Genomic DNA, 23,453 nt, shown 5'->3' on the forward strand with positions numbered 1-23,453 from the left:
GTAGTTATTGAATTTTTTTAAATAACTTATAGAGTCAATAATTTTAGTTGAAGCTTCATTTTCGCCACTAATATTTAAATTAAGCGATTGAGCTATGCATTGATTTGAGAAAATCAGAAGTGAAGCAAAAAAAATAATTCGGCTAAAAAACTGCATTGGCATTAAATGGAATAACTCATTATAGTAACGTAAAAATAGGGTATAATATATAGGACTTTAAAAAAAGTTTATATTTAATTTAAAAATTAGTTCACAACTGTTTGAATTATAGATATTAATTTATACCTTTGCAGCCCTCAAAAGTGAGGGTTAATAAAATTTTATATAGAAATATATGCCAACAATTTCACAATTAGTACGAAAAGGAAGAGCCAAAATAACCAAGAAGAGTAAATCGGCTGCTTTAGATTCGTGTCCTCAAAGACGTGGTGTATGTACTCGTGTTTATACAACGACACCTAAAAAACCTAACTCAGCAATGCGTAAGGTGGCAAGGGTTCGTTTAACAAACGGAAACGAAGTAAATGCATACATTGGTGGAGAAGGTCACAATTTACAAGAGCACTCGATAGTATTGGTTAGAGGTGGAAGGGTAAAAGATTTGCCAGGAGTTAGATATCACATCGTTCGTGGTGCTTTAGATACAGCAGGTGTATCAGGAAGGACACAACGTAGATCTAAGTATGGTGCAAAACGCCCTAAGAAGTAATTTAAAACTTTAAGAAGAAGACATGAGAAAAAGAGCAGCAAAAAAGAGACCGCTTTTACCAGATCCAAGATTTAACGATCAGTTAGTAACACGTTTTGTTAACATGATGATGTGGGATGGTAAGAAGTCTATCGCTTTTAAAGTATTCTATGATGCAATTGATATTGTTGAAGAGAAAAAGAATGATGACGAAAAAACAGCTTTAGAGATTTGGAAAGAAGCTTTATCTAACGTAATGCCTCACGTAGAAGTACGTAGTCGTCGTGTTGGTGGTGCTACATTTCAGATTCCAATGCAGATTCGTCCAGACCGTAAGGTTTCAACTGCGATGAAATGGTTAATTAGCTTTTCACGTAAAAGAAACGAAAAATCTATGGCGCAACGTTTAGCAGCAGAAGTATTAGCTGCAGCTAAAGAAGAAGGAGCAGCTGTTAAGAAAAGAACAGATACTCATAAGATGGCAGAAGCAAATAAAGCATTCTCACACTTTAGATTTTAAGAAATGGCAAGAGATTTAAAACTTACAAGAAATATAGGGATTGCTGCTCACATTGATGCTGGTAAAACAACAACAACAGAGCGTATTCTTTTTTATACGGGAGTTTCACACAAAATTGGAGAAGTACATGATGGAGCTTCTACAATGGACTGGATGGAGCAAGAAGCAGAAAGAGGTATTACAATTACGTCTGCAGCAACAACTTGTGACTGGACATTTCCAAAAGAAAATGGTGAGCCAACAGCAGAAGCTCAAGATTACCATTTTAATATTATTGATACTCCAGGTCACGTAGATTTTACGGTAGAAGTTAACCGTTCATTACGTGTGCTAGATGGTTTAGTGTTTTTGTTTAGTGCAGTTGATGGTGTTGAACCACAATCTGAAACAAACTGGAGACTAGCCGATAACTATAAAGTGCCAAGAATTGGTTTCGTTAATAAAATGGACCGTCAAGGCTCTGACTTTTTAGGAGTTTGTCAACAAGTAAAAGACATGTTGAAGTCTAACGCAGTGCCAATCGTTTTAAACATTGGTGATGAGGATGATTTCAAAGGTATCGTAGATTTAGTTAAGAATAGAGCTATTGTATGGCATGATGATAATTTCGGAGCTACATTCGATGTTGTTGCTATTCCTGATTCAATGAAAGATGAAGTACGTAAATACCGTGCTATGTTAATTGAAGAAGTAGCTAGTTATGATGAAAATCTTCTAGAAAAATTCATGGAGGATGAAGATTCTATTACAGAAGAAGAAGTGCATGCTGCACTTAGAGCTGCTGTAATGGATATGGCTATTATACCAATGGTATGTGGTTCTTCATTCAAAAATAAAGGTGTTCAGTTTTTATTAGATGCTGTTTGTCGTTACTTACCTTCTCCAATGGATAAAGAAGGTGTTGTTGGAATGAATCCTGATACAGAAAAAGAAGAAATTCGTAAGCCAAGTGTAAACGAACCTTTTGCTGCTTTAGCATTTAAAATAGCAACAGATCCTTTCGTTGGTCGTTTAGCATTTTTCCGTGCTTATTCTGGTCGTTTAGATGCAGGTTCTTATGTGTTGAATAACCGTTCTGGTAAGAAAGAGCGTATTTCACGTATTTACCAAATGCACGCTAACAAGCAAAATGCAATTGACTTTATTGAGGCTGGAGATATTGGAGCTGCTGTTGGATTTAAATCTATCAAAACAGGAGATACACTTACAGATGAAAAACATCCAATTGTTTTAGAATCTATGGACTTCCCTGATCCAGTAATTGGTATCGCGGTTGAGCCTAAGACGAAGGCAGATGTTGATAAGTTAGGTATGGGATTAGCTAAGTTAGCTGAAGAAGATCCTACATTTACAGTGCGTTCAGATGAAGCTTCAGGTCAGACTATTATTTCTGGAATGGGAGAACTTCACTTAGATATTATTGTAGATCGTTTAAGAAGAGAATTTAAAGTTGAGGTTAACCAAGGTCAACCACAAGTTGAATATAAAGAGGCTATTACACAATCTGCTGATCATAGAGAAGTTTATAAGAAACAATCTGGTGGTCGTGGTAAATTTGCTGATATCGTATTTACGATTGAACCAGCAGACGAAGGTGTTGTAGGTCTTCAATTTGAATCTGTAATTAAAGGTGGTAACGTTCCTAAGGAATTTATACCTTCAATTGAAAAAGGATTTAAAATGGCAATGCAAAATGGACCATTAGCTGGTTTTGAAGTAGACGCTATGAAAGTGACATTGAGAGATGGATCTTATCACGATGTCGATTCTGATCAGTTATCATTCGAATTAGCAGCGAAATTAGGATTTAAAAATTCTGCAAGAGCGGCTAAAGCGGTTATAATGGAGCCAATCATGAAACTTGAGGTGATTACACCAGAAGAAAACATGGGTGATATTGTAGGTGATTTAAACAGAAGAAGAGGACAGATGAGTAGTATGGGCGATAGAGCTGGTGCAAAAACTGTAAAAGCTACTGTACCATTATCAGAAATGTTTGGTTATGTAACTACATTGAGAACATTGTCTTCAGGTAGAGCAACATCAACAATGGAATTTTCACATTATGCTGAAACTCCTTCTAATGTATCAGAAGAAGTAATTAAAGCAGCTAAAGGACTTGAATCGTAAATCTTAATAAAATGAGTCAAAAAATCAGAATAAAATTAAAATCTTACGATCACAATTTAGTAGACAAGTCTGCTGATAAGATTGTAAAAACAGTAAAAAGTACAGGTGCAGTAGTAACAGGACCAATTCCATTACCAACACACAAGAAAATTTTCACTGTATTACGTTCACCACACGTAAATAAGAAATCTAGAGAACAATTTCAATTAAGCTCTTACAAGCGTTTATTAGATATTTACTCTTCATCTTCTAAAACAATTGATGCTTTAATGAAACTTGAATTGCCAAGTGGAGTAGAAGTTGAGATCAAAGTGTAATTACACATTAACATGTCCTAAGCTGCGAGCGAAGGAAAAACGGTAAAAATACAATTCAAGGCTGAAACGTATTTTCGGCCTTGTATTTTATATACGCATGGACAATTTGCGAGTTGTCCCAAAAAACAAACAAAAAATGGCAAGTCGCAAATTGTCATAATAAAAACTAAAAATTATGTCTGGGTTAATTGGAAAAAAAATCGGTATGACCAGCATTTTCGATGAAAATGGGAAGAACATTCCTTGTACAGTAATCGAAGCTGGACCATGTATCGTTACCCAAGTCAGAACTGAAGAAGTGGATGGTTATTCAGCCCTTCAATTAGGTTTCGATGACGCGACAGAAAAAAGCGCTACTAAAGCTGACTTAGGTCATGCTAAAAAAGCGGGTACTTCTGTAAAACGCAAAGTTGTTGAATTCAAAGGTTTTGATTCGGAGTACAAATTAGGTGATGCAATCACTGTTGAGCAATTTATTGAAGGAGAATTTGTGGATGTCGCAGGAACTTCTAAAGGTAAAGGTTTTCAGGGTGTTGTAAAACGTCACGGTTTTGGTGGTGTAGGTCAAGCAACGCATGGTCAACATAACCGTTTAAGAGCTCCAGGTTCTATTGGTGCAGCTTCTTATCCTGCGAGAGTATTCAAAGGAATGAAGATGGCAGGTAGAATGGGTGGTGACACAGTTAAAGTTCAAAATTTAAGAGTTTACAAAGTAGTTCCTGAAAAGAACTTACTAGTGGTAAAAGGATGTGTTCCTGGTCACAAGAATTCTTATGTAATCATTGAGAAATAATGAAGATAGCAGTTTTAGATATAAACGGAAAAGATACGGGTAGACAAGCTGAGCTTTCTAAAGACGTATTCGCTATAGAGCCTAATAATCACGCTGTCTATTTAGATGTTAAGCAATTCTTAGCAAATCAAAGACAAGGGACGCATAAGGCAAAAGAAAGAGCAGAGATCTCTGGAAGTACACGTAAGATAAAGAAACAGAAAGGTACTGGTACTGCGAGAGCAGGTAGTATTAAGTCTGGTGTATTTAGAGGTGGTGGTCGTATGTTTGGTCCTAGACCAAGAAATTATGGTTTTAAGTTAAACAAAAACCTTAAGCGATTAGCACGTAGATCTGCATTAAGTATTAAAGCAAATGATAAGTCAATTTTAGTCTTGGAAGATTTCAGTTTTGAAGCACCAAAGACTAAAAATTTCCTGAATGTTTTAAAGGCTTTAGAGGTTGAAAACAAAAAATCTCTTATTGTGTTGGGTGGTACAAATAATAATGTATATTTGTCCTCACGCAATTTTAAAGGCTCTGAAGTTATAACAGCTTCAGAATTAAGTACTTATAAAATTATGAATGCTAATAAAGTAATTCTAATTGAAAGTGCTTTAGAAGGAATTGAATCGAATTTAAGTAAATAGAACAGATGAGTATCTTAAGAAAACCTATAATCACAGAAAAGGCAACGAAACAAAGTGAGTTGTTTAATGCATATGCATTTGAAGTGAACACTAAGGCGAACAAGGTAGAAATCAAAAAAGCAGTGGAAGCTGCTTATGGAGTTTCTGTTGAAAAAGTTCGTACAATAAATGTCCGTCCAGATCGTAAGACCAAGTTTACAAAAACTGGTGTTCAGCATGGTAAAACAAATGCTATTAAAAAAGCAATTGTACAACTGGCGGAAGGTGAAACAATAGATTTATACACTAACATGTAATTTTAGACATTAATGTCAGTAAGAAAATTAAAACCGATCACATCAGGTCAGCGATTTAGAGTAGTAAATGGATTTGACGCCATTACTACTGATAAGCCGGAGAAAAGCTTGCTTGCTCCGAAAAAGAGATCTGGTGGTAGAAACAGTCAAGGAAAAATGACAATTCGCCAAGTAGGTGGAGGTCATAAGAAAAGGTATCGTATTATCGATTTCAAACGTAACAAAGCTGGGGTTCCTGGTGAAGTTAAGTCTATTGAATACGATCCAAACAGAACAGCATTTATTGCGCTATTAAACTACCAAGATGGTGAGAAACGTTACGTTATCGCTCAAAATGGTTTACAAGTAGGGCAAAATATAGTGTCTGGTGAAACAGGTGTAGCTCCAGAAATTGGAAATGCAATGCCTTTAAGTGAAATACCATTAGGAACAATTATTTCTTGTATTGAGTTACGTCCTGGACAAGGTGCTGTAATGGCTCGTAGTGCTGGTGCATTTGCTCAGTTAATGGCAAGAGGTGATAAATTTGCTACAGTAAAGTTACCGTCTGGTGAAACTAGAATGATTCTAGTAACATGTATGGCTACTATTGGTGCGATTTCAAATTCAGATCATCAATTACTAGTATCTGGTAAAGCAGGTAGAAGTAGATGGTTAGGAAGACGTCCAAGAGTAAGACCAGTAGTGATGAACCCAGTCGATCACCCAATGGGTGGTGGTGAAGGTAAATCTTCAGGTGGTCATCCAAGGTCTAGAAACGGTATTCCTGCTAAAGGATTTAGAACACGTTCTAAGACAAAGGCGAGTAATAAGTATATTGTAGAACGTAGAAAGAAATAATTAAGATAGTATGGCACGTTCATTAAAAAAAGGACCTTATATCCACTATAAATTAGATAAGAAAGTTGCAGAAAATGTAGCTTCAAACAAAAAGACGGTAATCAAAACTTGGTCTAGGGCTTCAATGATTTCTCCGGATTTCGTTGGACAAACTATAGCAGTTCACAATGGTCGTCAATTTGTTCCAGTATTTGTTACTGAAAATATGGTAGGTCATAAATTAGGAGAATTTTCACCAACAAGATCTTTTAGAGGTCATGCAGGTGCTAAGAATAAAGGTAAAAAATAAGAATCATGGGAAGTCGTAAAAAACAAATGGCGGAAGCTATTAAAGCCGAGAAAAAGCAGGTTGCTTTTGCAAAGCTAAATAACTGTCCTACATCTCCAAGAAAAATGCGTTTAGTTGCGGATTTAGTAAGAGGAGAAAAGGCAGAGAAAGCTCTTCAGATTCTTAGATTTAGTCAAAAAGAAGCATCACGTCGTTTAGAGAAACTTGTAATGTCTGCTATTGCAAACTGGCAAGCTAAAAACGAAGATGCTGATGTTGAAGAAGCTAAATTGTTTATCAAAGAAATTAGAGTAGATGGTGGTTCTATGTTAAAGAGATTGCGTCCAGCACCTCAAGGTAGAGCACACAGAATTAGAAAGAGATCTAATCACGTAACAGTGGTTGTAGATGCAATAAATAAAACACAAAGCTAAGATAGAGATATGGGACAAAAGACAAATCCAATCGGAAATCGCTTAGGAATTATCAGAGGATGGGAGTCTAACTGGTACGGAGGAAACGATTATGGTGATAAACTTGCCGAAGACGATAAGATTAGAAAATACGTTCACGCGCGTTTATCTAAAGCTAGTGTAAGTAGAGTAATTATTGAGCGTACGCTTAAACTTGTAACCGTTACTATCACTACTGCTAGACCTGGTATTATTATCGGTAAAGGTGGCCAAGAGGTAGATAAGTTAAAAGAAGAGCTTAAGAAAATTACTGGCAAAGAAGTTCAATTGAACATCTTTGAAATTAAAAGACCTGAACTAGATGCATTTTTAGTAGCAGCAAGTGTTGCTCGTCAAATTGAAAGTCGAATTTCATACAGACGTGCAATAAAGATGGCTATCGCCGCTGCCATACGTATGAATGCTGAAGGAATTAAAATTCAGATTAGTGGTCGTTTGAATGGTGCTGAAATGGCGCGTTCTGAACACTATAAAGAAGGACGTATTCCTTTGTCTACTTTTAGAGCTGATATTGATTATGCTTTAGTAGAAGCACATACTACTTATGGTAGATTGGGCATCAAAGTTTGGATAATGAAAGGCGAAGTATATGGGAAAAGAGAACTTTCTCCATTAGTCGGTTTATCTAAACAACAAAAAGGTAAAGGTGGACGTGGTGGAAACAAGAACCAATCTCGTCGTAGAAAGTAATTTTTTAAAGAAAAGACAAAATGTTACAGCCTAAAAGAACAAAATTTCGTAAGCAGCAAAAAGGACGTATGAAAGGAAATGCGGGAAGAGGTCATTTGTTATCAAATGGAACTTTCGGTATTAAATCATTAGAATCAACTTTTATTACTGCACGTCAAATAGAAGCAGCGCGTATTGCAGCTACTCGTTACATGAAAAGAGAAGGGTCATTATGGATTAAAATTTTTCCAGACAAGCCTATCACAAAGAAACCTCTTGAAGTACGTATGGGTAAAGGTAAAGGTGCCGTTGAATATTGGGCAGCAGTTGTAAGACCAGGACGTATGTTATTTGAAATAAGCGGTGTGCCATTAGAAACAGCTCAAGAAGCGCTTCGATTGGCAGCACAGAAACTTCCTGTAAAAACTAAGTTTATCATAGCTAGAGATTACGAAGCTTAATAGAAAGATATTATGAAGCAATCAGAAATTAAACAGCTTTCAATAGCTGAGTTACAAGAGAAACTTAGTGAATCTAAGAAGAGTTATACGGACCTGAAAATGGCTCATACAATTTCTCCTTTAGATAACCCAATTCAGTTACGAGTTGCTCGTCGCACAGTAGCTAGAGTAGCAACAGAATTAACTAATAGAGACGTACAATAATTGTATTCTGCTGAAAGATGGAAAAAAGAAACTTAAGAAAAGAACGTATAGGGATCGTAACTAGTAACAAAATGGAGAAATCTATTGTTGTTTCAGAAGTTAAGAAGGTAAAACACCCTATGTATGGAAAATTCGTGTTAAAGACTAAGAAATATGTCGCACACGATGAGACAAACGACTGCAACGAAGGAGATACAGTAAAGATCATGGAAACACGACCTTTAAGTAAATCTAAATGTTGGAGATTAGTAGAAATAATTGAAAGAGCGAAGTAATTATGTTACAACAAGAATCAAGATTAAAAGTAGCTGATAACACTGGTGCAAAGGAAGTTTTAACTATCCGTGTACTAGGTGGAACCAAAAGAAGGTATGCTTCTGTAGGGGATAAAATCGTAGTATCTGTAAAAGATGCTACACCAAACGGTAGCATTAAGAAAGGTGCTGTTTCTACAGCGGTTGTTGTACGTACGGCTAAGGAAGTAAGACGTCCTGATGGATCTTACATTAGATTTGATGACAATGCATGTGTGCTTTTAAATCCTCAAGGGGAGATGAGAGGAACTCGTGTTTTTGGTCCTGTAGCAAGAGAACTTCGTGATAAACAATTCATGAAAATAGTATCATTAGCACCAGAAGTGCTTTAATTGATAAATAAAATGACAAAGCTTAAAATAAAATCAGGAGATACAGTAAAAGTAATAGCTGGCGATCATAAAGGGTCAGAAGGTAAAGTACTTAAAGTATTAATAGATAAGAACAAAGCCATCGTGGAAGGTGTAAACATGGTTAAGAAACATACTAAACCAAGTGCACAAAGTCCTCAAGGTGGTATTGTAGAGAAAGAAGCATCTATGCATATTTCTAACTTATCGTTGTTAACTTCAAAAGGAGAAACAACTAGAGTTGGTTATAAAATGGATGGCGATAATAAAGTGAGATTTTCTAAAAAATCTAATGAAGTAATTTAACTATGGCTTACGTTGCAAGATTAAAACAAGAGTACAAGGACAAAATTGTTCCTGCTCTTACGGAAGAATTTGGATATAAAAATGTAATGCAAGTACCTAAGCTTACTAAGATAGTAATATCTAAAGGTGTTGGTGCTGCTGTTGCGGATAAGAAATTAATCGATCACGCAGTAGAAGAACTTACAAAAATATCAGGACAGAAAGCTATACATACAATGTCTAAGAAAGATGTTGCTTCTTTTAAGTTACGTAAAGGGATGCCAATTGGTGCCAAAGTAACTTTAAGAGGAGAGCAAATGTATGAGTTCTTAGATCGTTTAGTAACTTCAGCTTTACCACGAGTAAGAGATTTTAACGGAATCAAAGCTACAGGTTTTGATGGACGTGGAAACTATAACTTAGGTATTGTAGAGCAAATTATTTTTCCAGAAATAGATATTGATAAAGTCAATAAAATTTCAGGAATGGATATCACATTTGTGACTTCTGCTGAAACCGATAAGGAAGCAAAGTCTTTATTAACAGAACTAGGATTACCATTTAAAAAGAATTAATTATGGCTAAAGAATCAATGAAAGCCCGTGAGGTTAAGCGTTCTAAAACGGTAGCTAAATATGCAGAGAAACGCAAAGCTTTAAAAGAAGCTGGCGATTACGAAGCATTACAAAAGTTACCTAAAAATGCATCACCTATACGTCAGCACAACCGTTGCAAACTTACAGGAAGACCTAAAGGTTACATGAGACAATTTGGAATTTCTCGTGTAATGTTTAGAGAAATGGCTAACCAAGGATTAATTCCTGGTGTTAGAAAAGCAAGTTGGTAAAAAGATTATAAATTGGTTTCAGGTTTGGTAATAGTACCGAAAACCGCTACCGCAAATTAATACATATGAACACAGATCCAATAGCGGATTATTTAACGCGAGTTAGAAACGCAGTAAAGGCAAATCACAGAGTGGTTGAGATTCCTGCATCTAACTTAAAAAAAGAAATAACTAAGATTTTATTCGATCAAGGATTTATCTTAAGTTATAAGTTTGACGATTCTTCAGTACAAGGTACTATCAAAATTGCTTTGAAGTACAGTAAAGACACTAAAGAGTCAGTTATCAAAAAAATTCAAAGAATCAGTAAACCAGGTTTACGTAAATATGCTTCTTCTAACGAAATGCCAAGAATCCTTAACGGTTTAGGTATTGCAATTGTTTCTACATCTCACGGAGTGATGACAGGAAAACAAGCGCAGAGAGAAAATGTTGGTGGTGAAGTTATTTGTTACGTATACTAAAAACAGGAAATTATGTCAAGAATAGGTAAAAACCCAATAACAGTTCCTGAAGGTGTAACAGTTGAGATTAAAGACAACATGATTACCGCTAAAGGTAAACTAGGAGAATTAACTCAAGAGTATTCGGAGATTGAAATTACATTAGAAGACGGAACTATTACTTTAGAGCGTTCTTCTGATAAGAAAGATTTAAGAGCAAAACATGGTCTTTATAGAGCATTAATTGCTAATATGATAGAAGGTGTATCAAAAGGCTGGACCAAAGAACTAGAATTAGTTGGTGTAGGTTATAGAGCATCGAATCAAGGACAAAAATTAGATTTAGCCGTAGGATTTTCTCATAATATTGTTTTGGACATCGCTTCAGAAGTAACAGTAGAGACAATCTCAGAAAAAGGTAAAAATCCAAGAGTTAAATTAACGTCTTTTGACAAACAATTAGTTGGCCAAGTTGCTGCAAAGATTCGCGGTTTTAGAAGGCCAGAACCTTACAAAGGAAAAGGTATCAAGTTTGTTGGTGAAGAAATTAGAAGAAAAGCAGGTAAATCAGCTTAATAATTAAGTTATGGCATTGACAAAGAACGAAAGAAGATTAAGAATAAAGAGCAGAATCCGTAAGGTAGTATCTGGTACTGAGACAAGACCAAGATTGGCTGTTTTTAGAAGTAATAAAGAAATTTATGCTCAAGTTGTAGATGATGTTACTGGTAAAACTTTAGCTGCTGCATCTTCAAGAGATAAGGACATTGTAAAGTCTAAAGGAAACAAAACAGAGGTAGCTGCGTTAGTTGGTAAAACTGTTGGTGAAAAAGCTAAGAAGGCTGGTGTTGATACTATTTCTTTTGATAGAGGTGGTTACTTATATCACGGAAGAGTAAAATCATTAGCAGAAGGTGCTAGAGAAGCAGGACTTAAATTTTAAGACATTATGTATCAAAAATATAAAAACGCAGAGCTTGTTAAACCAAGCGGATTAGAATTAAAAGATCGCTTAGTTGGCGTTCAGCGTGTAACTAAAGTAACAAAAGGTGGTAGAGCATTTGGTTTTTCTGCAATTGTTGTTGTAGGTGACGAAACAAATGTTGTAGGACAAGGTTTAGGTAAGTCTAAAGATGTTGCTACTGCAATTGCTAAAGCTGTTGAAGATGCTAAGAAAAACTTAGTGAGAATTCCTATTCTTAAAGGAACTATTCCACATGAGCAAAAAGGTAAATACGGTGGAGCAAGAGTTAACATAATTCCAGCTGCACCTGGTACAGGAGTTATTGCAGGTGGTGCGGTAAGAGTTGTTCTTGAGGCAGTAGGTATACATGATGTATTATCTAAGTCGCAAGGATCTTCTAACCCTCACAATGTAGTAAAAGCAACTTTTGATGCTTTATTACAATTGAGAGATGCTAAATCTGTAGCTAAAGAGCGTGGTATTTCACTTGAAAAAGTATTTAACGGATAATCGATAGGATAAGATGGCAAAGATTAAAGTAAAGAAAGTAAAAAGCGCAATCAATCGTACTAAAAGACAAAAGCTTACATTAGCAGCTTTAGGTCTAAAGAAGATTGGTCAAGTTGTAGAGCACGACGCCACACCAAACATCCTTGGTATGGTTAAGAAAGTTGAACACTTAGTTTCTGTAGAGGAAGCTTAATAATATAACTTAAAAATGGATTTAAGTAATTTAAAACCTGCAGAAGGTTCAGTAAAAAATCAAGGAAAACGTATTGGACGTGGACAAGGATCTGGTAAAGGTGGTACTGCAACTCGTGGTCACAAAGGTGCAAAGTCTCGTTCAGGTTATTCTAAGAAATTAGGATTTGAAGGTGGTCAAATGCCATTACAAAGACGTGTTCCTAAATTTGGATTTACAAATATTAACAGAATAGAATATCAAGGTATAAACTTAGATACTTTACAAAAGTTAATAGATGAAAAAGTAATCGAGGATAGTGTTAGTTTTGAATCTTTTGTAACTTTGGGATTAGCTGGTAAAAATGAGCTAGTTAAAATCTTAGGTAGAGGAGAGTTAAAATCAAAATTAACAGTAACTGCTCATAAATTTACTGCTACGGCAAAAGCTGCTATTGAAGCTGCTGGTGGTGAAGCTGTAACTTTATAAGATTATAGGATGAAAATAATAGAAACATTAAAAAACGTTTGGAAAATCACAGAACTTAAGGATAGAATTATTCTAACCTTAGGTCTGTTATTAGTGTATCGTTTTGGTGCTCAGGTAGTATTACCAGGTATTAATATTGATTCATTAGGTGGTTTACAAGCTGGTATGGATGGTGGTATATTAGGATTGTTAAATGCATTTACAGGTGGAGCATTCGCTAACGCCTCAGTATTTGCTTTAGGTATTATGCCTTACATTTCTGCTTCCATTGTTGTTCAATTAATGGGTATTGCGATTCCTTATTTACAAAAACTTCAGAAAGAAGGAGCTAGTGGTCAGAAGAAAATCACACAAATTACACGTTGGTTAACCATCGGTATTTGTATGGTGCAAGCTCCAGGCTATTTAGCTAGTATTCCAGGATTATCAGGTTCCTCTTCAATGAGTGCTATGTTAGTACCTGGCTTTAGTGAAAATATATTCTACTTTTCTTCGGTAATTATTTTAGTAACAGGTTGTGTATTCGCAATGTGGTTAGGTGAAAAAATTACAGATAAAGGAATAGGGAATGGTATTTCATTACTAATTATGGTTGGAATCATTGCAACATTACCACAATCATTTATTCAAAATGCCGCGTCTCGTTTAGAAGGTGGTAACGGTGGATTTATGATGATCTTAATAGAAATGGTAATATGGTTCTTAATTATATTAGCATCAGTATTCTTAGTAATGGCAGTTAGAAAAATAGCTGTTCAATACGCAAGAAGGACTGCTTCTGGAGGTTATGAAAAGAATGTTTTCGGATCGCGTCAGTTTTTACCATTAAAATTAAACGCTTCTGGTGTAATGCCAATTATATTTGCTCAAGCTATTATGTTTGTTCCAAGTTTAATAGGTGGTTCTTCTTGGTTGAAGGATACAAGCACGGGAGTTTGGATGCAAACTAATTTTCAAGATATGTTTGGGTTTTGGTACAATCTAATATTTGCTTTATTAATTATAGTATTTACCTATTTTTATACGGCAATTACAGTACCGACAAACAAAATGGCAGATGATTTAAAACGTAGTGGTGGATTTATTCCAGGCATACGTCCGGGATCAGAAACCTCTGAGTATCTAGATAAAATTATGTCACAGATAACCTTACCAGGTTCTATATTTTTAGCTTTAGTTGCTGTTTTTCCAGCATTTGTTATGAAATTAATGAGCGTGCAACCGGGCTGGGCATTATTCTTTGGAGGAACATCACTATTAATTATGGTAGGTGTAGCTATTGATACTATGCAACAAATTAATTCTTATTTATTAAATAAGCATTATGATGGTTTGATGAAAACAGGTAAGAACAGAAAAGCGGTTGCGCAATAAGATTTAATTATGGCAAAACAAGCGGCAATAGAACAAGACGGTACAATTATAGAGGCATTATCTAATGCTATGTTTCGTGTTGAATTAGAAAATGGTCATATAGTGACTGCACATATCTCTGGTAAAATGCGTATGCATTATATTAAATTACTACCAGGAGATAAAGTGAAATTAGAAATGAGTCCTTACGATTTAACGAAGGCTCGCATAACATATAGATACTAATACGATGAAAGTTAGAGCATCAGTAAAGAAAAGAAGCGCAGACTGTAAGTTGGTGCGCAGAAAAGGTAGACTTTACGTCATTAACAAAAAGAATCCTAGATTCAAACAAAGACAAGGGTAATTATGGCAAGAATTGCAGGTGTAGACATACCAAAACAGAAAAGAGGAGTTATCTCTTTAACTTATATCTACGGAGTAGGTAGAAGTAGATCTAAAGAAATTTTAGCAGCAGCTAAAGTAGACGAAAACACTAAAGTTCAAGATTGGACTGACGATGAAATTGGAGCAATCCGTGAAACTGTTGGTACTTTTAAGATTGAAGGTGAATTACGTTCTGAAACACAAATGAACATTAAGCGATTAATGGATATTGGATGTTACAGAGGTATACGTCATAGAGTTGGGCTTCCGTTAAGAGGACAACGTACTAAGAATAACTCACGTACAAGAAAAGGAAGACGTAAAACAGTTGCTAACAAGAAGAAAGTAACTAAATAATAAATAGTCTTTAGTCTATTAGACGTTGGAAAGAATCTGTTTGAAATTTAACGGTTTAGGATTCTAGCGACTATAAACTAATACTAAAAGCTAAACATATAATGGCAAAAGCAAGTACTAAAAAACGTAAAGTTATAGTTGATGCAATAGGAGAAGCTCATATTACAGCATCTTTCAACAACATCATTATTTCTTTAACAAACAAAAAAGGTGACGTTATTTCTTGGTCATCAGCTGGTAAAATGGGCTTTAGAGGCTCTAAAAAGAATACACCTTACGCTGCGCAGTTAGCTGCAGAAGATGCGTCGGCAGTAGCTAAAGAAGCTGGTTTAAAGAAAGTAAAAGTATACGTTAAAGGACCTGGTAACGGTAGAGAATCTGCAATAAGATCTATACACAATGCTGGTATTGAAGTTTCAGAAATCATTGATGTAACTCCATTACCACATAACGGTTGTCGTCCACCAAAAAGACGTAGAGTTTAATCTGAATTCTATTCAGTTTTCTAATTATAACAGTTAGAAATACTTACTCAAATTTATTAATAAACTAATATCTCACATTTATGTGCTGATATTAGTTTATTTTGTATAAATTTGCAAACTGAAAAATATTAACAAGTATCAACAAGAGATCAACGATTTTTGAAGGATAAGATTAAGACCTTAATTCAATTATCACTCTTAAAAAAACAATTTAAAATGGCAAGATATACTGGTCCTAAAACTAAAATAGCTCGTAAATTTGGACAAGCTATCTTCGGAGACGACAAAGCCTTCGAAAAAAGAAATTATCCTCCAGGACAACACGGAAACGCTAGACGTCGTGGGAAAAAATCTGAATACTCAGTTCAGTTAATGGAAAAGCAAAAAGCTAAATATACTTATGGTATTTTAGAAAAGCAATTCAGAAACATGTTCAAAAGAGCAACGTCTGCAAAAGGAATTACAGGTGAAGTTTTACTTCAATTATGTGAGTCTCGTTTAGACAACGTTGTTTACAGAATGGGAATCTCTCCTTCTAGAAGTGGTGCAAGACAATTAGTATCTCACAGACATATCACAGTAAACGGTGAAAAGGTAAACATTCCTTCTTACCAATTAAAAGCTGGTGATGTTGTAGGTGTTAGAGAAAAGTCTAAATCATTAGAAGCAATACAAAATTCATTGTCTAATTCTAGCAATGTTTTTGAATGGATTACTTGGAATACAAGCACAATGGAAGGTACTTATGTTGCTGTTCCTGCAAGAATCCAGATTCCAGAACAAATCAACGAACAATTGATCGTTGAACTTTACTCTAAATAATAACTAATCATATTGGTATTTAGCCAAAGGATTTATTTGTCTTCTTCATACTTATAAATCGCGCAACTAAATAACAATTAAAACGAAGAATAGTATGGCAATATTAAATTTTCAGAAACCAGATAAAGTAATCATGATTGATTCTACTGATTTCGAAGGTAAATTTGAATTTAGACCTTTAGAACCAGGATACGGATTAACTGTTGGTAATGCTTTAAGAAGAGTATTATTATCTTCTTTAGAAGGTTTTGCAATTACTTCTGTGAGAATAGAAGGTGTAGATCATGAGTTTTCTACAATTGCAGGTGTAGTAGAAGATGTTACTGAAATGATTTTGAACTTAAAGCAAGTTAACTTTAAGCGTCAAATTGATGAAGTTGATAACGAAACTGTTACAATTTCTATCTCAGGACAAAATCAAATTACAGCTGGTGATTTTCAGAAGTTTATTTCTGGGTTCCAAGTATTAAATACAGATTTAGTTATCTGTAACTTAGATCCTAAAGTAAACATCAATATGGAATTAACTATTGAAAAAGGAAGAGGTTACGTTCCTGCAGAAGAAAATAAGAAAGCTTCAGCAGCAATTGGAACCATCTTTACGGATTCAATTTTTACACCAATTCAGAATGTAAAATATGCTATCGAAAACTTCCGTGTTGAGCAAAAAACGGATTACGAAAAATTAGTTTTTGAAATTAGAACTGATGGCTCTATCAATCCTAAAGATGCTTTAACAGAAGCTGCTAAAATATTAATTCACCACTTCATGTTATTCTCTGATGAGCGTATCACTTTAGAAGCTGATGAAATTGCACAGACTGAAACTTATGATGAAGAATCACTTCACATGAGACAACTATTGAAAACTAAATTAGTTGATATGGATCTTTCTGTACGTGCTCTTAATTGTTTAAAAGCAGCAGAAGTAGATACTTTAGGAGACTTAGTATCATTCAATAAAAACGATTTAATGAAATTCAGAAACTTCGGTAAGAAGTCTTTAACTGAGCTAGAAGAACTAGTGAATGTAAAAGGTTTAAACTTCGGAATGGACTTAAGCAAATATAAATTAGATAAAGACTAAATATAGTTTGCCATTTCTGTTTTTATGGAAATGGCATTCATATTTTAAATAATTATTAATAATCATATTTTGCTCCTCAATAAAGAGTTTAGTAGCAAGATGAGAAAACAAAAGTCATGAGACACGGAAAAAAATTCAACCACTTAGGAAGACAAACAGCACACAGAAAGTCAATGTTAGCAAATATGGCGTGTTCTTTAATAGAGCACAAGCGTATTAACACTACCGTTGCAAAAGCGAAAGCTTTAAAGCAGTTTGTAGAGCCTATGATTACAAAATCTAAAACAGATACGACGCACAACAGACGTATTGTTATGGCTAAGCTAAGACAAACAGAAGTAGTTGCAGAATTGTTTAGAGATGTAGCGCCAAAGATTGGTGACCGTCCAGGTGGTTACACACGTATCATCAAATTAGGAAACAGATTAGGTGATAACGCTGATATGGCAATGATAGAGTTAGTTGATTACAACGAAATCTACAACGCTGATAAAGCACCTAAGAAAACAACACGTAGAAGTAGAAGAGGTGGTAGTAAAGCTGCTGCAGCTCCAGCTACTGAATCTAAAGCTTCAAACGAAGAAGAAGAAGAATAGTAAATATGCTAACGAAGGTTCAAGAAGATTTTCAATTCAATGTGAATAAAAAATTTACACTGGCTTTCGTATTATACAAATCTCGATTATCGAGTGTTAATAAGCATTAATAAATAAAAAGGATAGACTGTTTCAGTTTATCCTTTTTTTTTGGATTTTTGTAAAGTAAAAAAGAACAATTTGGGCGTTACCGAATAAGTTTTTAAGAAAACATATTCGGTCGCGCTTTCACTACTCGCTCTCTGCGAGGAGCTCAAACAAACCGTTCAATCACTAACGCAAACCACAGGTCTAAATAACCTACAATAAAACGAGTATAAACATCGATTTAATAGCAATAAACGACTCAACGCAACAACAATGAAATACAAACAAAGAAAAAAAGCCCTTATTCTTTTAGCAGACGGAACAATTTTTCATGGTAAGTCCATAGGAAAAGAAGGTTCTGCTTTTGGTGAAGTTTGTTTTAATACTGGTACAACCGGTTATCAAGAAATATTTACGGATCCTTCTTATTACGGTCAACTTATGGTAACCACCAATGCACACATTGGTAATTACGGTACAAAAGCCGAAGAAGTTGAGTCTGATGATGTTAAAATAGCAGGATTAATTTGTAAGAATTTTAGTTTTAATTATTCAAGACCAGCAGCAGATGCGTCCTTAGAAGAATTTTTTGAAAAGCATAATACCTTAGCCATTGCAGATGTAGATACAAGAGCATTAGTAAGCTACATTAGAGATAATGGTGCCATGAATGCTGTAATTACTACTGAGGTCGATAATATAGAAGCTCTTAAAAAGCAATTAGCAGAATTCCCTTCAATGAAAGGTTTAGAATTGGCATCAAAGGTGTCAACTAAAGAACCTTACTTCGTTGGTGATGAAAACGCAACATATAAGATTGCAGCTTTAGATATCGGTATTAAAAAGAATATTCTTAGAAACCTGGCTAAGCGAGATGCTTACATAAAAGTGTTTCCATATAATGCAAAATTTGAAGACTTAGAAGCTTTTAATCCAGATGGCTATTTCTTATCTAACGGACCTGGTGATCCAGAACCGTTATCTGATGCTATCAATTTGGCTAAAGAGATTATTGCAAATAACAAACCCTTATTCGGAATTTGCCTAGGACATCAAGTCATTGCTTTGGCCAATGGCATTTCAACTTATAAAATGCACAATGGTCACAGAGGTATCAATCACCCTGTAAAAAATTTAGTCACAGGTAAAGGTGAAATCACCTCTCAAAATCACGGATTTGCTATCAATAGAGAAGAAACTGAAGCTAATGCTAATGTTGAAATCACACATGTGCATTTGAATGATCATACGGTTGCGGGTATCAAACTAAAAGACAAAAACTGTTTTTCAGTTCAGTATCATCCTGAAGCAAGTCCTGGACCAAATGACTCCTTGTATTTGTTTGACCAGTTTATAGAGAATATTAAAAATAAATAATAAAGAAAACGCAATAAAACACCCTTTTTATTGCGTTTTTTTAGTTACGAAATCATTATCGTTAGTATTAATCATAAATATGATTTTTGTTCTGTTTTAAGCTGTAGATTTTCGTAAATTTGGGTAACCTAAAGGGCTCACATGCAACTTTAAGGTTTAAAATTGTTAACTAAAAAAAATATATAATGAGCATTATAATTAATGTACACGCAAGACAAATTTTAGATTCCAGAGGAAATCCTACAGTAGAAGTTGATGTTACTACAGAAAATGGTATCATGGGAAGAGCAGCTGTACCATCTGGTGCATCTACTGGTGAGCATGAAGCTGTTGAGTTAAGAGATGGTGGAGACACTTATATGGGTAAGGGAGTTTTAAAAGCCGTTGAAAATGTAAATTCTACAATTGCTCAAGAATTATTAGGAGTTTCTGTTTTCGAACAAAATGCTATCGATCAAATGATGATTGAATTAGATGGTACTCCAAACAAATCAAAATTAGGTGCTAATGCAATTTTAGGAGTGTCTCTAGCGGTTGCTAAAGCGGCTGCTAACGAATTGGGTATGCCATTATACAGATATGTTGGTGGAGTTTCTGCAAATACATTACCATTACCAATGATGAATATCATTAATGGTGGTTCTCATAGTGATGCACCTATTGCATTTCAAGAATTTATGGTAATGCCTGTAAAAGCTAAAAACTTTACACATGCCATGCAAATGGGAACTGAGATTTTCCATAATCTTAAAAAAGTATTACACGATAGAGGTTTAAGTACGGCAGTTGGTGATGAAGGTGGTTTTGCACCTAACTTAGCTGGTGGAACTGAAGATGCTTTAGACACTATTAAATTAGCGGTTGAAAAAGCAGGTTATACCTTCGGAGAAGACATCATGTTGGCTTTAGATTGTGCTGCTGCTGAATTTTTTGTAGATGGAAAATACGATTATAAGAAATTTGAAGGTGATTCTGGAGTGATTAGAACAAGTAAAGAACAGGCTGATTATTTAGCTGAACTTTCTGAAAAATATCCTATCATTTCAATTGAGGATGGTATGGATGAAAACGATTGGGATGGATGGAAATACCTTACTGAAAGAATTGGAGATAAAGTACAATTAGTGGGTGACGATTTATACGTAACTAACGTAGAGCGTTTATCTCGCGGTATAGAAAATGGTATTGCTAACTCTATTTTAATTAAAGTCAACCAAATTGGTACGTTAACTGAAACTATTGCAGCTGTAAACATGGCACATAATGCAGGTTATACCTCTGTAATGTCTCACAGATCTGGTGAAACAGAAGATAATACTATTGCAGATTTAGCCGTAGCATTAAACTGTGGACAAATTAAAACAGGTTCTGCGTCTCGTAGTGATCGTATGGCAAAATACAATCAATTATTACGTATTGAAGAAGAATTAGGAAGTGTTGCTTATTTTCCTGGAGCGAATGCTTTTAAAGTGAAAGCTTAGTTAAAATAGTTTTTTGTATAAGATTGTCACATTGAGCGCAGTCGAAATGCAATAGATTCGGTATTACTATTTTATCTATTGTACTCAAAGAAACTAACAGTTACATATACTATAAATGCAAAACCATCTAAAAGATTAAATTTTAGATGGTTTTTTTATGCCCCAGATTTAATAAAATTACAATAAGTTTTGTGCACTAATAAAGCGAGATAAGTAGAATAACCATTTTAAACCATTAAACCATTAAACCATTAAACCATTAAACCATTAAACCATTAAACCATTAAACCATTAAACCATTAAACCATTAAACCTTTATTATTATTATTATTATTAGGTAAAATGTATTAGTTTTCTACTATGTCCAATTAGTTCATTAGTTAATTACAATGGAGTCTATGTTCTTGTTTCTAAAAGCGTAGCGCTCTTATATCTTATTTCAATCAAACGTATAAACAATCCCATTAGTCAACTCATACTGCGTTTTAGGAATACCAAGAATAGGACTAGCATCAAAATTATAGGTGAACGCCGTTTTAAATAATAGATTTTTTAAGACTTTAATACCGAGAGACGTTTGATTCGAAATCCTAAAATCTGAGAACTGTTTCAATAGTGGCTGGTAATATGTAGTGCTCACTATAGATATATTTTCTAAAGGATATAAGCTACTAGAAAAATAGATACTACCTCTAAAATCTCTTAGAATCTCAATACTTTGATCCGAGGATTCTTCGTGTTCAAACATTAATAGTGTTCCTAAATAAAACCTGTAATTGTCATTTTTAGAGAGTTTAAATCGTGGTCCAACACCTAATAATCCTCTAAACTTTATATCGGAAATAGCATCGTACTGACTTTGCGCAAAGATTTCAAGCTTTAAACGTTCTGTAATTTTCCTATTATATCTGATATGCTGAATGCCTTTGTTCACAAAAGAATTGTCTTCAATTTGCTCAAGCTTTAAATCATTAATAAAAAGATAAAGGCTTCTTCCTGTATTGTATTGAAGCCTCAAATTGTTGGTGACTTTAAAAATAGACTGTGTGTTCTTAATAAGTCCAATATCTAAACTTGCAGCACCAGACCATTTCGAAGTATCAGAAACACGTCTTAAGGATTCTACATTCACAATTTGCGAATACATAGAATTAACACTAAATAATAAGAAAAAAAGAGGAAGGATAAAATGTTTCATATTCAAAATAAAGGTCAAAAATAATACCATTTTGTGCATTTCAATTCGCTATAATTATAGTAATTTAATAGAACAGCTTGAAATTGTTAAAACCATTATAAATCTGCTTTAGAAATCGTTTGATATTTTGTAAATTTACAATCCTTATAATTTATTAAAATCCGAAAAGAAAATATGTCAGATAAAGCTACATTAGAAATTAATGGCGAAAAGTATGAGTTCCCTATTATAACTGGAACAGAGAAAGAAGTCGCTATTGATATAAAAAGTTTAAGAGGTTCAACAGGTGGTGTTATTACCTTAGATCCAGGCTATAAAAATACAGGAAGTTGTGAAAGTGCTATTACATTTCTAGATGGTGAAAAAGGAATTTTAAGATATAGAGGGTATTCTATTGAAGAATTAGCTGAAGAAGCTAGTTTTTTAGAAGTCGTTTTTCTTCTTATTTTCGGTGAATTACCAACCAAAGAAGAATTAACAAAATTTGATACTGATATTAAAGCACATTCAGTTGTTGATGATGATATCAAAAAGATTTTAGATGCATTTCCAAAATCAGCACACCCAATGGGAGTGTTATCTTCATTAACTAGTGCGCTTACTGCATTCTATCCATCTACAGTAGATGTTAGTTCTGAAGAAGAAATGTATAAAGCTATTGTTAGAATTTTAGCTAAATTCCCTGTTTTAGTGGCTTGGACATTGCGTAAAAAGAATGGTCTTCCATTAGATTACGGAGATAATAAATTAGGTTACGTAGAGAATTTATTAAAAATGATGTTTAAGAGCCCAAGTGGCGATTACGAACAAAATCCAATTTTAGTAAATGCTTTAGATAAACTCTTAATTTTACATGCAGATCACGAACAGAATTGTTCTACATCAACAGTAAGAATAGCAGGTTCTTCTCATGCAGGTTTATTTGTATCACTTGCCTCTGGTATTTCTGCGCTTTGGGGACCACTTCATGGTGGTGCTAACCAAGCGGTTTTAGAAATGCTTGAAGCTATTAGAGCTGATGGTGGAGATACTAAAAAGTATATGGCTAAAGCTAAGGACAAAAATGATCCTTTCCGTTTAATGGGCTTTGGTCACAGAGTCTATAAAAACTTTGATCCTAGAGCACTTATTATTAAGCAAGCAGCGGATGAAGTTTTAGCAGATTTAGGAATTGATGATCCTATCTTAGATATCGCAAAAGGCTTAGCAAAAGAAGCCTTAGAAGATCCGTACTTTGTGGATAGAAAACTATATCCAAATGTAGATTTCTACTCTGGTATTATTTATAGAGCTATGGGAATTCCGGTAGAAATGTTTACTGTAATGTTTGCTATGGGGCGTTTACCAGGTTGGATTGCACAATGGAAAGAAATGCGTATGCGTAATGAGCCTATTGGTCGTCCGAGACAATTATACATAGGAGAAACTCATAGAGACTTTAAGTCTATTGATAAAAGATAATTCTTTGAATTAATAAATAAAAGCTTCATAGATATTTATGGAGCTTTTTCTGTTTTTAGTCATTTGGAATAGTCATAAAAAAGCAGTCGAGTTATACTAA

At 34.5% G+C, this 23,453-nt stretch carries 36 protein-coding genes; 35 read left to right on the plus strand and 1 reads right to left on the minus strand.

The window, feature by feature from the left end; all coding sequences use genetic code 11:
- Nucleotides 1-334: 334 nt before the first annotated feature.
- The 34 genes from rpsL to eno all read left to right on the plus strand — a co-directional run bounded on the left by rpsL (nt 335) and on the right by eno (nt 20,694).
- A complete protein-coding gene (gene rpsL / locus HM984_RS05500) occupies nt 335-709 on the plus strand; it encodes a 30S ribosomal protein S12 (protein ID WP_019386263.1) in 375 nt (124 codons plus the stop codon).
- Nucleotides 710-731: 22 nt separating this feature from the next.
- On the plus strand, nt 732-1,208 hold the full coding sequence (gene rpsG, locus HM984_RS05505) for a 30S ribosomal protein S7 (protein ID WP_020897658.1): 477 nt from the start codon (nt 732-734) through the stop codon (nt 1,206-1,208).
- Nucleotides 1,209-1,211: 3 nt separating this feature from the next.
- Nucleotides 1,212-3,338, plus strand: a complete 2,127-nt coding sequence (fusA, locus tag HM984_RS05510) for an elongation factor G (protein ID WP_115811044.1) — start codon at nt 1,212-1,214, stop codon at nt 3,336-3,338.
- Between the two features lie 11 nt (nt 3,339-3,349).
- A complete protein-coding gene (gene rpsJ, locus HM984_RS05515; RefSeq protein WP_007650482.1) occupies nt 3,350-3,655 on the plus strand; it encodes a 30S ribosomal protein S10 in 306 nt (101 codons plus the stop codon).
- Nucleotides 3,656-3,830: 175 nt separating this feature from the next.
- Nucleotides 3,831-4,448: a 50S ribosomal protein L3 gene (rplC, locus tag HM984_RS05520; protein ID WP_115811042.1), complete on the plus strand. Its 618-nt coding sequence runs from the start codon at nt 3,831-3,833 to the stop codon at nt 4,446-4,448.
- On the plus strand, nt 4,448-5,077 hold the full coding sequence (rplD, locus tag HM984_RS05525; protein WP_020897655.1) for a 50S ribosomal protein L4: 630 nt from the start codon (nt 4,448-4,450) through the stop codon (nt 5,075-5,077). The genes rplC and rplD overlap by 1 nt, the downstream gene beginning before the upstream one ends.
- Nucleotides 5,078-5,082: 5 nt before the next feature.
- Nucleotides 5,083-5,373 carry a 50S ribosomal protein L23 gene (gene rplW / locus HM984_RS05530; protein ID WP_020897654.1) on the plus strand — a complete coding sequence of 97 codons (291 nt, stop codon included), beginning with the start codon at nt 5,083-5,085 and terminating at the stop codon, nt 5,371-5,373.
- A gap of 12 nt (nt 5,374-5,385) precedes the next feature.
- On the plus strand, nt 5,386-6,213 hold the full coding sequence (rplB, locus tag HM984_RS05535; protein WP_115811040.1) for a 50S ribosomal protein L2: 828 nt from the start codon (nt 5,386-5,388) through the stop codon (nt 6,211-6,213).
- 10 nt (nt 6,214-6,223) lie between these two features.
- On the plus strand, nt 6,224-6,502 hold the full coding sequence (gene rpsS, locus HM984_RS05540) for a 30S ribosomal protein S19 (RefSeq protein ID WP_020897652.1): 279 nt from the start codon (nt 6,224-6,226) through the stop codon (nt 6,500-6,502).
- Between the two features lie 5 nt (nt 6,503-6,507).
- Nucleotides 6,508-6,915, plus strand: a complete 408-nt coding sequence (gene rplV, locus HM984_RS05545) for a 50S ribosomal protein L22 (protein WP_092446804.1) — start codon at nt 6,508-6,510, stop codon at nt 6,913-6,915.
- 9 nt (nt 6,916-6,924) lie between these two features.
- On the plus strand, nt 6,925-7,644 hold the full coding sequence (rpsC, locus tag HM984_RS05550; protein WP_020897650.1) for a 30S ribosomal protein S3: 720 nt from the start codon (nt 6,925-6,927) through the stop codon (nt 7,642-7,644).
- Between the two features lie 20 nt (nt 7,645-7,664).
- Nucleotides 7,665-8,084 (plus strand): 50S ribosomal protein L16, encoded by a 420-nt coding sequence (rplP, locus tag HM984_RS05555; protein ID WP_020897649.1) that lies wholly within the window; start codon nt 7,665-7,667, stop codon nt 8,082-8,084.
- A gap of 12 nt (nt 8,085-8,096) precedes the next feature.
- A complete protein-coding gene (rpmC, locus tag HM984_RS05560) occupies nt 8,097-8,288 on the plus strand; it encodes a 50S ribosomal protein L29 (protein WP_020897648.1) in 192 nt (63 codons plus the stop codon).
- A gap of 17 nt (nt 8,289-8,305) precedes the next feature.
- Nucleotides 8,306-8,563, plus strand: coding sequence for a 30S ribosomal protein S17 (rpsQ, locus tag HM984_RS05565; RefSeq protein WP_040756784.1), 258 nt, complete (start codon nt 8,306-8,308; stop codon nt 8,561-8,563).
- Nucleotides 8,564-8,565: 2 nt separating this feature from the next.
- On the plus strand, nt 8,566-8,934 hold the full coding sequence (gene rplN, locus HM984_RS05570; protein WP_092469503.1) for a 50S ribosomal protein L14: 369 nt from the start codon (nt 8,566-8,568) through the stop codon (nt 8,932-8,934).
- Between the two features lie 12 nt (nt 8,935-8,946).
- Entirely contained in the window at nt 8,947-9,258 is a 312-nt protein-coding gene (rplX, locus tag HM984_RS05575) for a 50S ribosomal protein L24 (protein WP_020897645.1), read from the plus strand.
- Nucleotides 9,259-9,260: 2 nt separating this feature from the next.
- On the plus strand, nt 9,261-9,812 hold the full coding sequence (gene rplE / locus HM984_RS05580) for a 50S ribosomal protein L5 (RefSeq protein ID WP_020897644.1): 552 nt from the start codon (nt 9,261-9,263) through the stop codon (nt 9,810-9,812).
- 2 nt (nt 9,813-9,814) lie between these two features.
- Nucleotides 9,815-10,084: a 30S ribosomal protein S14 gene (rpsN, locus tag HM984_RS05585; RefSeq protein WP_020897643.1), complete on the plus strand. Its 270-nt coding sequence runs from the start codon at nt 9,815-9,817 to the stop codon at nt 10,082-10,084.
- A 65-nt stretch (nt 10,085-10,149) separates the two neighbouring features.
- Nucleotides 10,150-10,548, plus strand: a complete 399-nt coding sequence (gene rpsH / locus HM984_RS05590; RefSeq protein ID WP_115811038.1) for a 30S ribosomal protein S8 — start codon at nt 10,150-10,152, stop codon at nt 10,546-10,548.
- Nucleotides 10,549-10,560: 12 nt separating this feature from the next.
- Complete coding sequence (gene rplF / locus HM984_RS05595) at nt 10,561-11,103, plus strand: 50S ribosomal protein L6 (RefSeq protein ID WP_115811036.1); 543 nt, start codon at nt 10,561-10,563, stop codon at nt 11,101-11,103.
- Nucleotides 11,104-11,113: 10 nt separating this feature from the next.
- Nucleotides 11,114-11,470, plus strand: a complete 357-nt coding sequence (gene rplR, locus HM984_RS05600; RefSeq protein WP_115811035.1) for a 50S ribosomal protein L18 — start codon at nt 11,114-11,116, stop codon at nt 11,468-11,470.
- Between the two features lie 6 nt (nt 11,471-11,476).
- The gene (gene rpsE, locus HM984_RS05605; protein WP_020897639.1) at nt 11,477-12,001 is read left to right on the plus strand and encodes a 30S ribosomal protein S5; all 525 of its coding nucleotides are present in this window, start codon (nt 11,477-11,479) and stop codon (nt 11,999-12,001) included.
- Between the two features lie 13 nt (nt 12,002-12,014).
- Nucleotides 12,015-12,194 (plus strand): 50S ribosomal protein L30, encoded by a 180-nt coding sequence (gene rpmD, locus HM984_RS05610; RefSeq protein ID WP_020897638.1) that lies wholly within the window; start codon nt 12,015-12,017, stop codon nt 12,192-12,194.
- A 15-nt stretch (nt 12,195-12,209) separates the two neighbouring features.
- On the plus strand, nt 12,210-12,662 hold the full coding sequence (rplO, locus tag HM984_RS05615) for a 50S ribosomal protein L15 (RefSeq protein WP_115811033.1): 453 nt from the start codon (nt 12,210-12,212) through the stop codon (nt 12,660-12,662).
- Between the two features lie 9 nt (nt 12,663-12,671).
- On the plus strand, nt 12,672-14,036 hold the full coding sequence (gene secY / locus HM984_RS05620; protein ID WP_115811031.1) for a preprotein translocase subunit SecY: 1,365 nt from the start codon (nt 12,672-12,674) through the stop codon (nt 14,034-14,036).
- Nucleotides 14,037-14,045: 9 nt separating this feature from the next.
- Nucleotides 14,046-14,261, plus strand: a complete 216-nt coding sequence (gene infA, locus HM984_RS05625) for a translation initiation factor IF-1 (protein WP_007094967.1) — start codon at nt 14,046-14,048, stop codon at nt 14,259-14,261.
- Between the two features lie 4 nt (nt 14,262-14,265).
- Nucleotides 14,266-14,382, plus strand: a complete 117-nt coding sequence (ykgO, locus tag HM984_RS05630; RefSeq protein WP_008269159.1) for a type B 50S ribosomal protein L36 — start codon at nt 14,266-14,268, stop codon at nt 14,380-14,382.
- A gap of 2 nt (nt 14,383-14,384) precedes the next feature.
- Nucleotides 14,385-14,759, plus strand: coding sequence for a 30S ribosomal protein S13 (gene rpsM, locus HM984_RS05635; protein ID WP_115811029.1), 375 nt, complete (start codon nt 14,385-14,387; stop codon nt 14,757-14,759).
- A gap of 101 nt (nt 14,760-14,860) precedes the next feature.
- A complete protein-coding gene (rpsK, locus tag HM984_RS05640) occupies nt 14,861-15,244 on the plus strand; it encodes a 30S ribosomal protein S11 (protein ID WP_020897634.1) in 384 nt (127 codons plus the stop codon).
- A 216-nt stretch (nt 15,245-15,460) separates the two neighbouring features.
- Nucleotides 15,461-16,066: a 30S ribosomal protein S4 gene (gene rpsD / locus HM984_RS05645; protein WP_115811292.1), complete on the plus strand. Its 606-nt coding sequence runs from the start codon at nt 15,461-15,463 to the stop codon at nt 16,064-16,066.
- Nucleotides 16,067-16,160: 94 nt separating this feature from the next.
- Entirely contained in the window at nt 16,161-17,153 is a 993-nt protein-coding gene (locus HM984_RS05650; RefSeq protein WP_020897632.1) for a DNA-directed RNA polymerase subunit alpha, read from the plus strand.
- Nucleotides 17,154-17,269: 116 nt separating this feature from the next.
- A complete protein-coding gene (gene rplQ, locus HM984_RS05655) occupies nt 17,270-17,749 on the plus strand; it encodes a 50S ribosomal protein L17 (RefSeq protein ID WP_179348453.1) in 480 nt (159 codons plus the stop codon).
- A gap of 360 nt (nt 17,750-18,109) precedes the next feature.
- Nucleotides 18,110-19,213, plus strand: coding sequence for a glutamine-hydrolyzing carbamoyl-phosphate synthase small subunit (gene carA / locus HM984_RS05660; protein ID WP_179348455.1), 1,104 nt, complete (start codon nt 18,110-18,112; stop codon nt 19,211-19,213).
- A gap of 185 nt (nt 19,214-19,398) precedes the next feature.
- Nucleotides 19,399-20,694: a phosphopyruvate hydratase gene (gene eno / locus HM984_RS05665; RefSeq protein WP_115811023.1), complete on the plus strand. Its 1,296-nt coding sequence runs from the start codon at nt 19,399-19,401 to the stop codon at nt 20,692-20,694.
- A 439-nt stretch (nt 20,695-21,133) separates the two neighbouring features.
- Here the strand turns inward: eno and HM984_RS05670 are convergent, their stop codons facing one another.
- On the minus strand, nt 21,134-21,892 hold the full coding sequence (locus HM984_RS05670) for a DUF481 domain-containing protein (protein ID WP_179348456.1): 759 nt from the start codon (nt 21,890-21,892) through the stop codon (nt 21,134-21,136).
- Nucleotides 21,893-22,066: 174 nt separating this feature from the next.
- Here HM984_RS05670 and HM984_RS05675 point away from each other — a divergent pair, with 174 nt between their 5' ends.
- Nucleotides 22,067-23,353: a citrate synthase gene (locus HM984_RS05675; protein WP_115811019.1), complete on the plus strand. Its 1,287-nt coding sequence runs from the start codon at nt 22,067-22,069 to the stop codon at nt 23,351-23,353.
- Nucleotides 23,354-23,453 lie beyond the last annotated feature (100 nt).

It is taken from the genome of Winogradskyella pacifica (genome assembly GCF_013403915.1).
Classification (GTDB): domain Bacteria; phylum Bacteroidota; class Bacteroidia; order Flavobacteriales; family Flavobacteriaceae; genus Winogradskyella; species Winogradskyella pacifica.

What these genes read in the sequence shown, in the direction of transcription:
- eno (WP_115811023.1), top strand. Translation starts at nt 19,399, where the DNA reads ATGAGCATTATAATTAATGTACACGCAAGACAAATTTTAGATTCCAGA.
- ykgO (WP_008269159.1), top strand. Translation starts at nt 14,266, where the DNA reads ATGAAAGTTAGAGCATCAGTAAAGAAAAGAAGCGCAGACTGTAAGTTG.
- rplP (WP_020897649.1), top strand. Translation starts at nt 7,665, where the DNA reads ATGTTACAGCCTAAAAGAACAAAATTTCGTAAGCAGCAAAAAGGACGT.
- rplO (WP_115811033.1), top strand. Translation starts at nt 12,210, where the DNA reads ATGGATTTAAGTAATTTAAAACCTGCAGAAGGTTCAGTAAAAAATCAA.
- rpsS (WP_020897652.1), top strand. Translation starts at nt 6,224, where the DNA reads ATGGCACGTTCATTAAAAAAAGGACCTTATATCCACTATAAATTAGAT.
- rpsL (WP_019386263.1), top strand. Translation starts at nt 335, where the DNA reads ATGCCAACAATTTCACAATTAGTACGAAAAGGAAGAGCCAAAATAACC.
- secY (WP_115811031.1), top strand. Translation starts at nt 12,672, where the DNA reads ATGAAAATAATAGAAACATTAAAAAACGTTTGGAAAATCACAGAACTT.
- rplQ (WP_179348453.1), top strand. Translation starts at nt 17,270, where the DNA reads ATGAGACACGGAAAAAAATTCAACCACTTAGGAAGACAAACAGCACAC.
- rpsH (WP_115811038.1), top strand. Translation starts at nt 10,150, where the DNA reads ATGAACACAGATCCAATAGCGGATTATTTAACGCGAGTTAGAAACGCA.
- rpmC (WP_020897648.1), top strand. Translation starts at nt 8,097, where the DNA reads ATGAAGCAATCAGAAATTAAACAGCTTTCAATAGCTGAGTTACAAGAG.
- rpsE (WP_020897639.1), top strand. Translation starts at nt 11,477, where the DNA reads ATGTATCAAAAATATAAAAACGCAGAGCTTGTTAAACCAAGCGGATTA.
- rplB (WP_115811040.1), top strand. Translation starts at nt 5,386, where the DNA reads ATGTCAGTAAGAAAATTAAAACCGATCACATCAGGTCAGCGATTTAGA.
- rpsN (WP_020897643.1), top strand. Translation starts at nt 9,815, where the DNA reads ATGGCTAAAGAATCAATGAAAGCCCGTGAGGTTAAGCGTTCTAAAACG.
- rplV (WP_092446804.1), top strand. Translation starts at nt 6,508, where the DNA reads ATGGGAAGTCGTAAAAAACAAATGGCGGAAGCTATTAAAGCCGAGAAA.
- rpsQ (WP_040756784.1), top strand. Translation starts at nt 8,306, where the DNA reads ATGGAAAAAAGAAACTTAAGAAAAGAACGTATAGGGATCGTAACTAGT.
- rplE (WP_020897644.1), top strand. Translation starts at nt 9,261, where the DNA reads ATGGCTTACGTTGCAAGATTAAAACAAGAGTACAAGGACAAAATTGTT.
- HM984_RS05675 (WP_115811019.1), top strand. Translation starts at nt 22,067, where the DNA reads ATGTCAGATAAAGCTACATTAGAAATTAATGGCGAAAAGTATGAGTTC.
- HM984_RS05650 (WP_020897632.1), top strand. Translation starts at nt 16,161, where the DNA reads ATGGCAATATTAAATTTTCAGAAACCAGATAAAGTAATCATGATTGAT.
- rplR (WP_115811035.1), top strand. Translation starts at nt 11,114, where the DNA reads ATGGCATTGACAAAGAACGAAAGAAGATTAAGAATAAAGAGCAGAATC.
- rpsJ (WP_007650482.1), top strand. Translation starts at nt 3,350, where the DNA reads ATGAGTCAAAAAATCAGAATAAAATTAAAATCTTACGATCACAATTTA.
- rpsG (WP_020897658.1), top strand. Translation starts at nt 732, where the DNA reads ATGAGAAAAAGAGCAGCAAAAAAGAGACCGCTTTTACCAGATCCAAGA.
- rplN (WP_092469503.1), top strand. Translation starts at nt 8,566, where the DNA reads ATGTTACAACAAGAATCAAGATTAAAAGTAGCTGATAACACTGGTGCA.
- HM984_RS05670 (WP_179348456.1), bottom strand. Translation starts at nt 21,892, where the DNA reads ATGAAACATTTTATCCTTCCTCTTTTTTTCTTATTATTTAGTGTTAAT.
- rpsC (WP_020897650.1), top strand. Translation starts at nt 6,925, where the DNA reads ATGGGACAAAAGACAAATCCAATCGGAAATCGCTTAGGAATTATCAGA.
- rplF (WP_115811036.1), top strand. Translation starts at nt 10,561, where the DNA reads ATGTCAAGAATAGGTAAAAACCCAATAACAGTTCCTGAAGGTGTAACA.
- rplX (WP_020897645.1), top strand. Translation starts at nt 8,947, where the DNA reads ATGACAAAGCTTAAAATAAAATCAGGAGATACAGTAAAAGTAATAGCT.
- infA (WP_007094967.1), top strand. Translation starts at nt 14,046, where the DNA reads ATGGCAAAACAAGCGGCAATAGAACAAGACGGTACAATTATAGAGGCA.
- rplW (WP_020897654.1), top strand. Translation starts at nt 5,083, where the DNA reads ATGAGTATCTTAAGAAAACCTATAATCACAGAAAAGGCAACGAAACAA.
- rpmD (WP_020897638.1), top strand. Translation starts at nt 12,015, where the DNA reads ATGGCAAAGATTAAAGTAAAGAAAGTAAAAAGCGCAATCAATCGTACT.
- fusA (WP_115811044.1), top strand. Translation starts at nt 1,212, where the DNA reads ATGGCAAGAGATTTAAAACTTACAAGAAATATAGGGATTGCTGCTCAC.
- carA (WP_179348455.1), top strand. Translation starts at nt 18,110, where the DNA reads ATGAAATACAAACAAAGAAAAAAAGCCCTTATTCTTTTAGCAGACGGA.
- rplD (WP_020897655.1), top strand. Translation starts at nt 4,448, where the DNA reads ATGAAGATAGCAGTTTTAGATATAAACGGAAAAGATACGGGTAGACAA.
- rpsM (WP_115811029.1), top strand. Translation starts at nt 14,385, where the DNA reads ATGGCAAGAATTGCAGGTGTAGACATACCAAAACAGAAAAGAGGAGTT.
- rplC (WP_115811042.1), top strand. Translation starts at nt 3,831, where the DNA reads ATGTCTGGGTTAATTGGAAAAAAAATCGGTATGACCAGCATTTTCGAT.
- rpsK (WP_020897634.1), top strand. Translation starts at nt 14,861, where the DNA reads ATGGCAAAAGCAAGTACTAAAAAACGTAAAGTTATAGTTGATGCAATA.
- rpsD (WP_115811292.1), top strand. Translation starts at nt 15,461, where the DNA reads ATGGCAAGATATACTGGTCCTAAAACTAAAATAGCTCGTAAATTTGGA.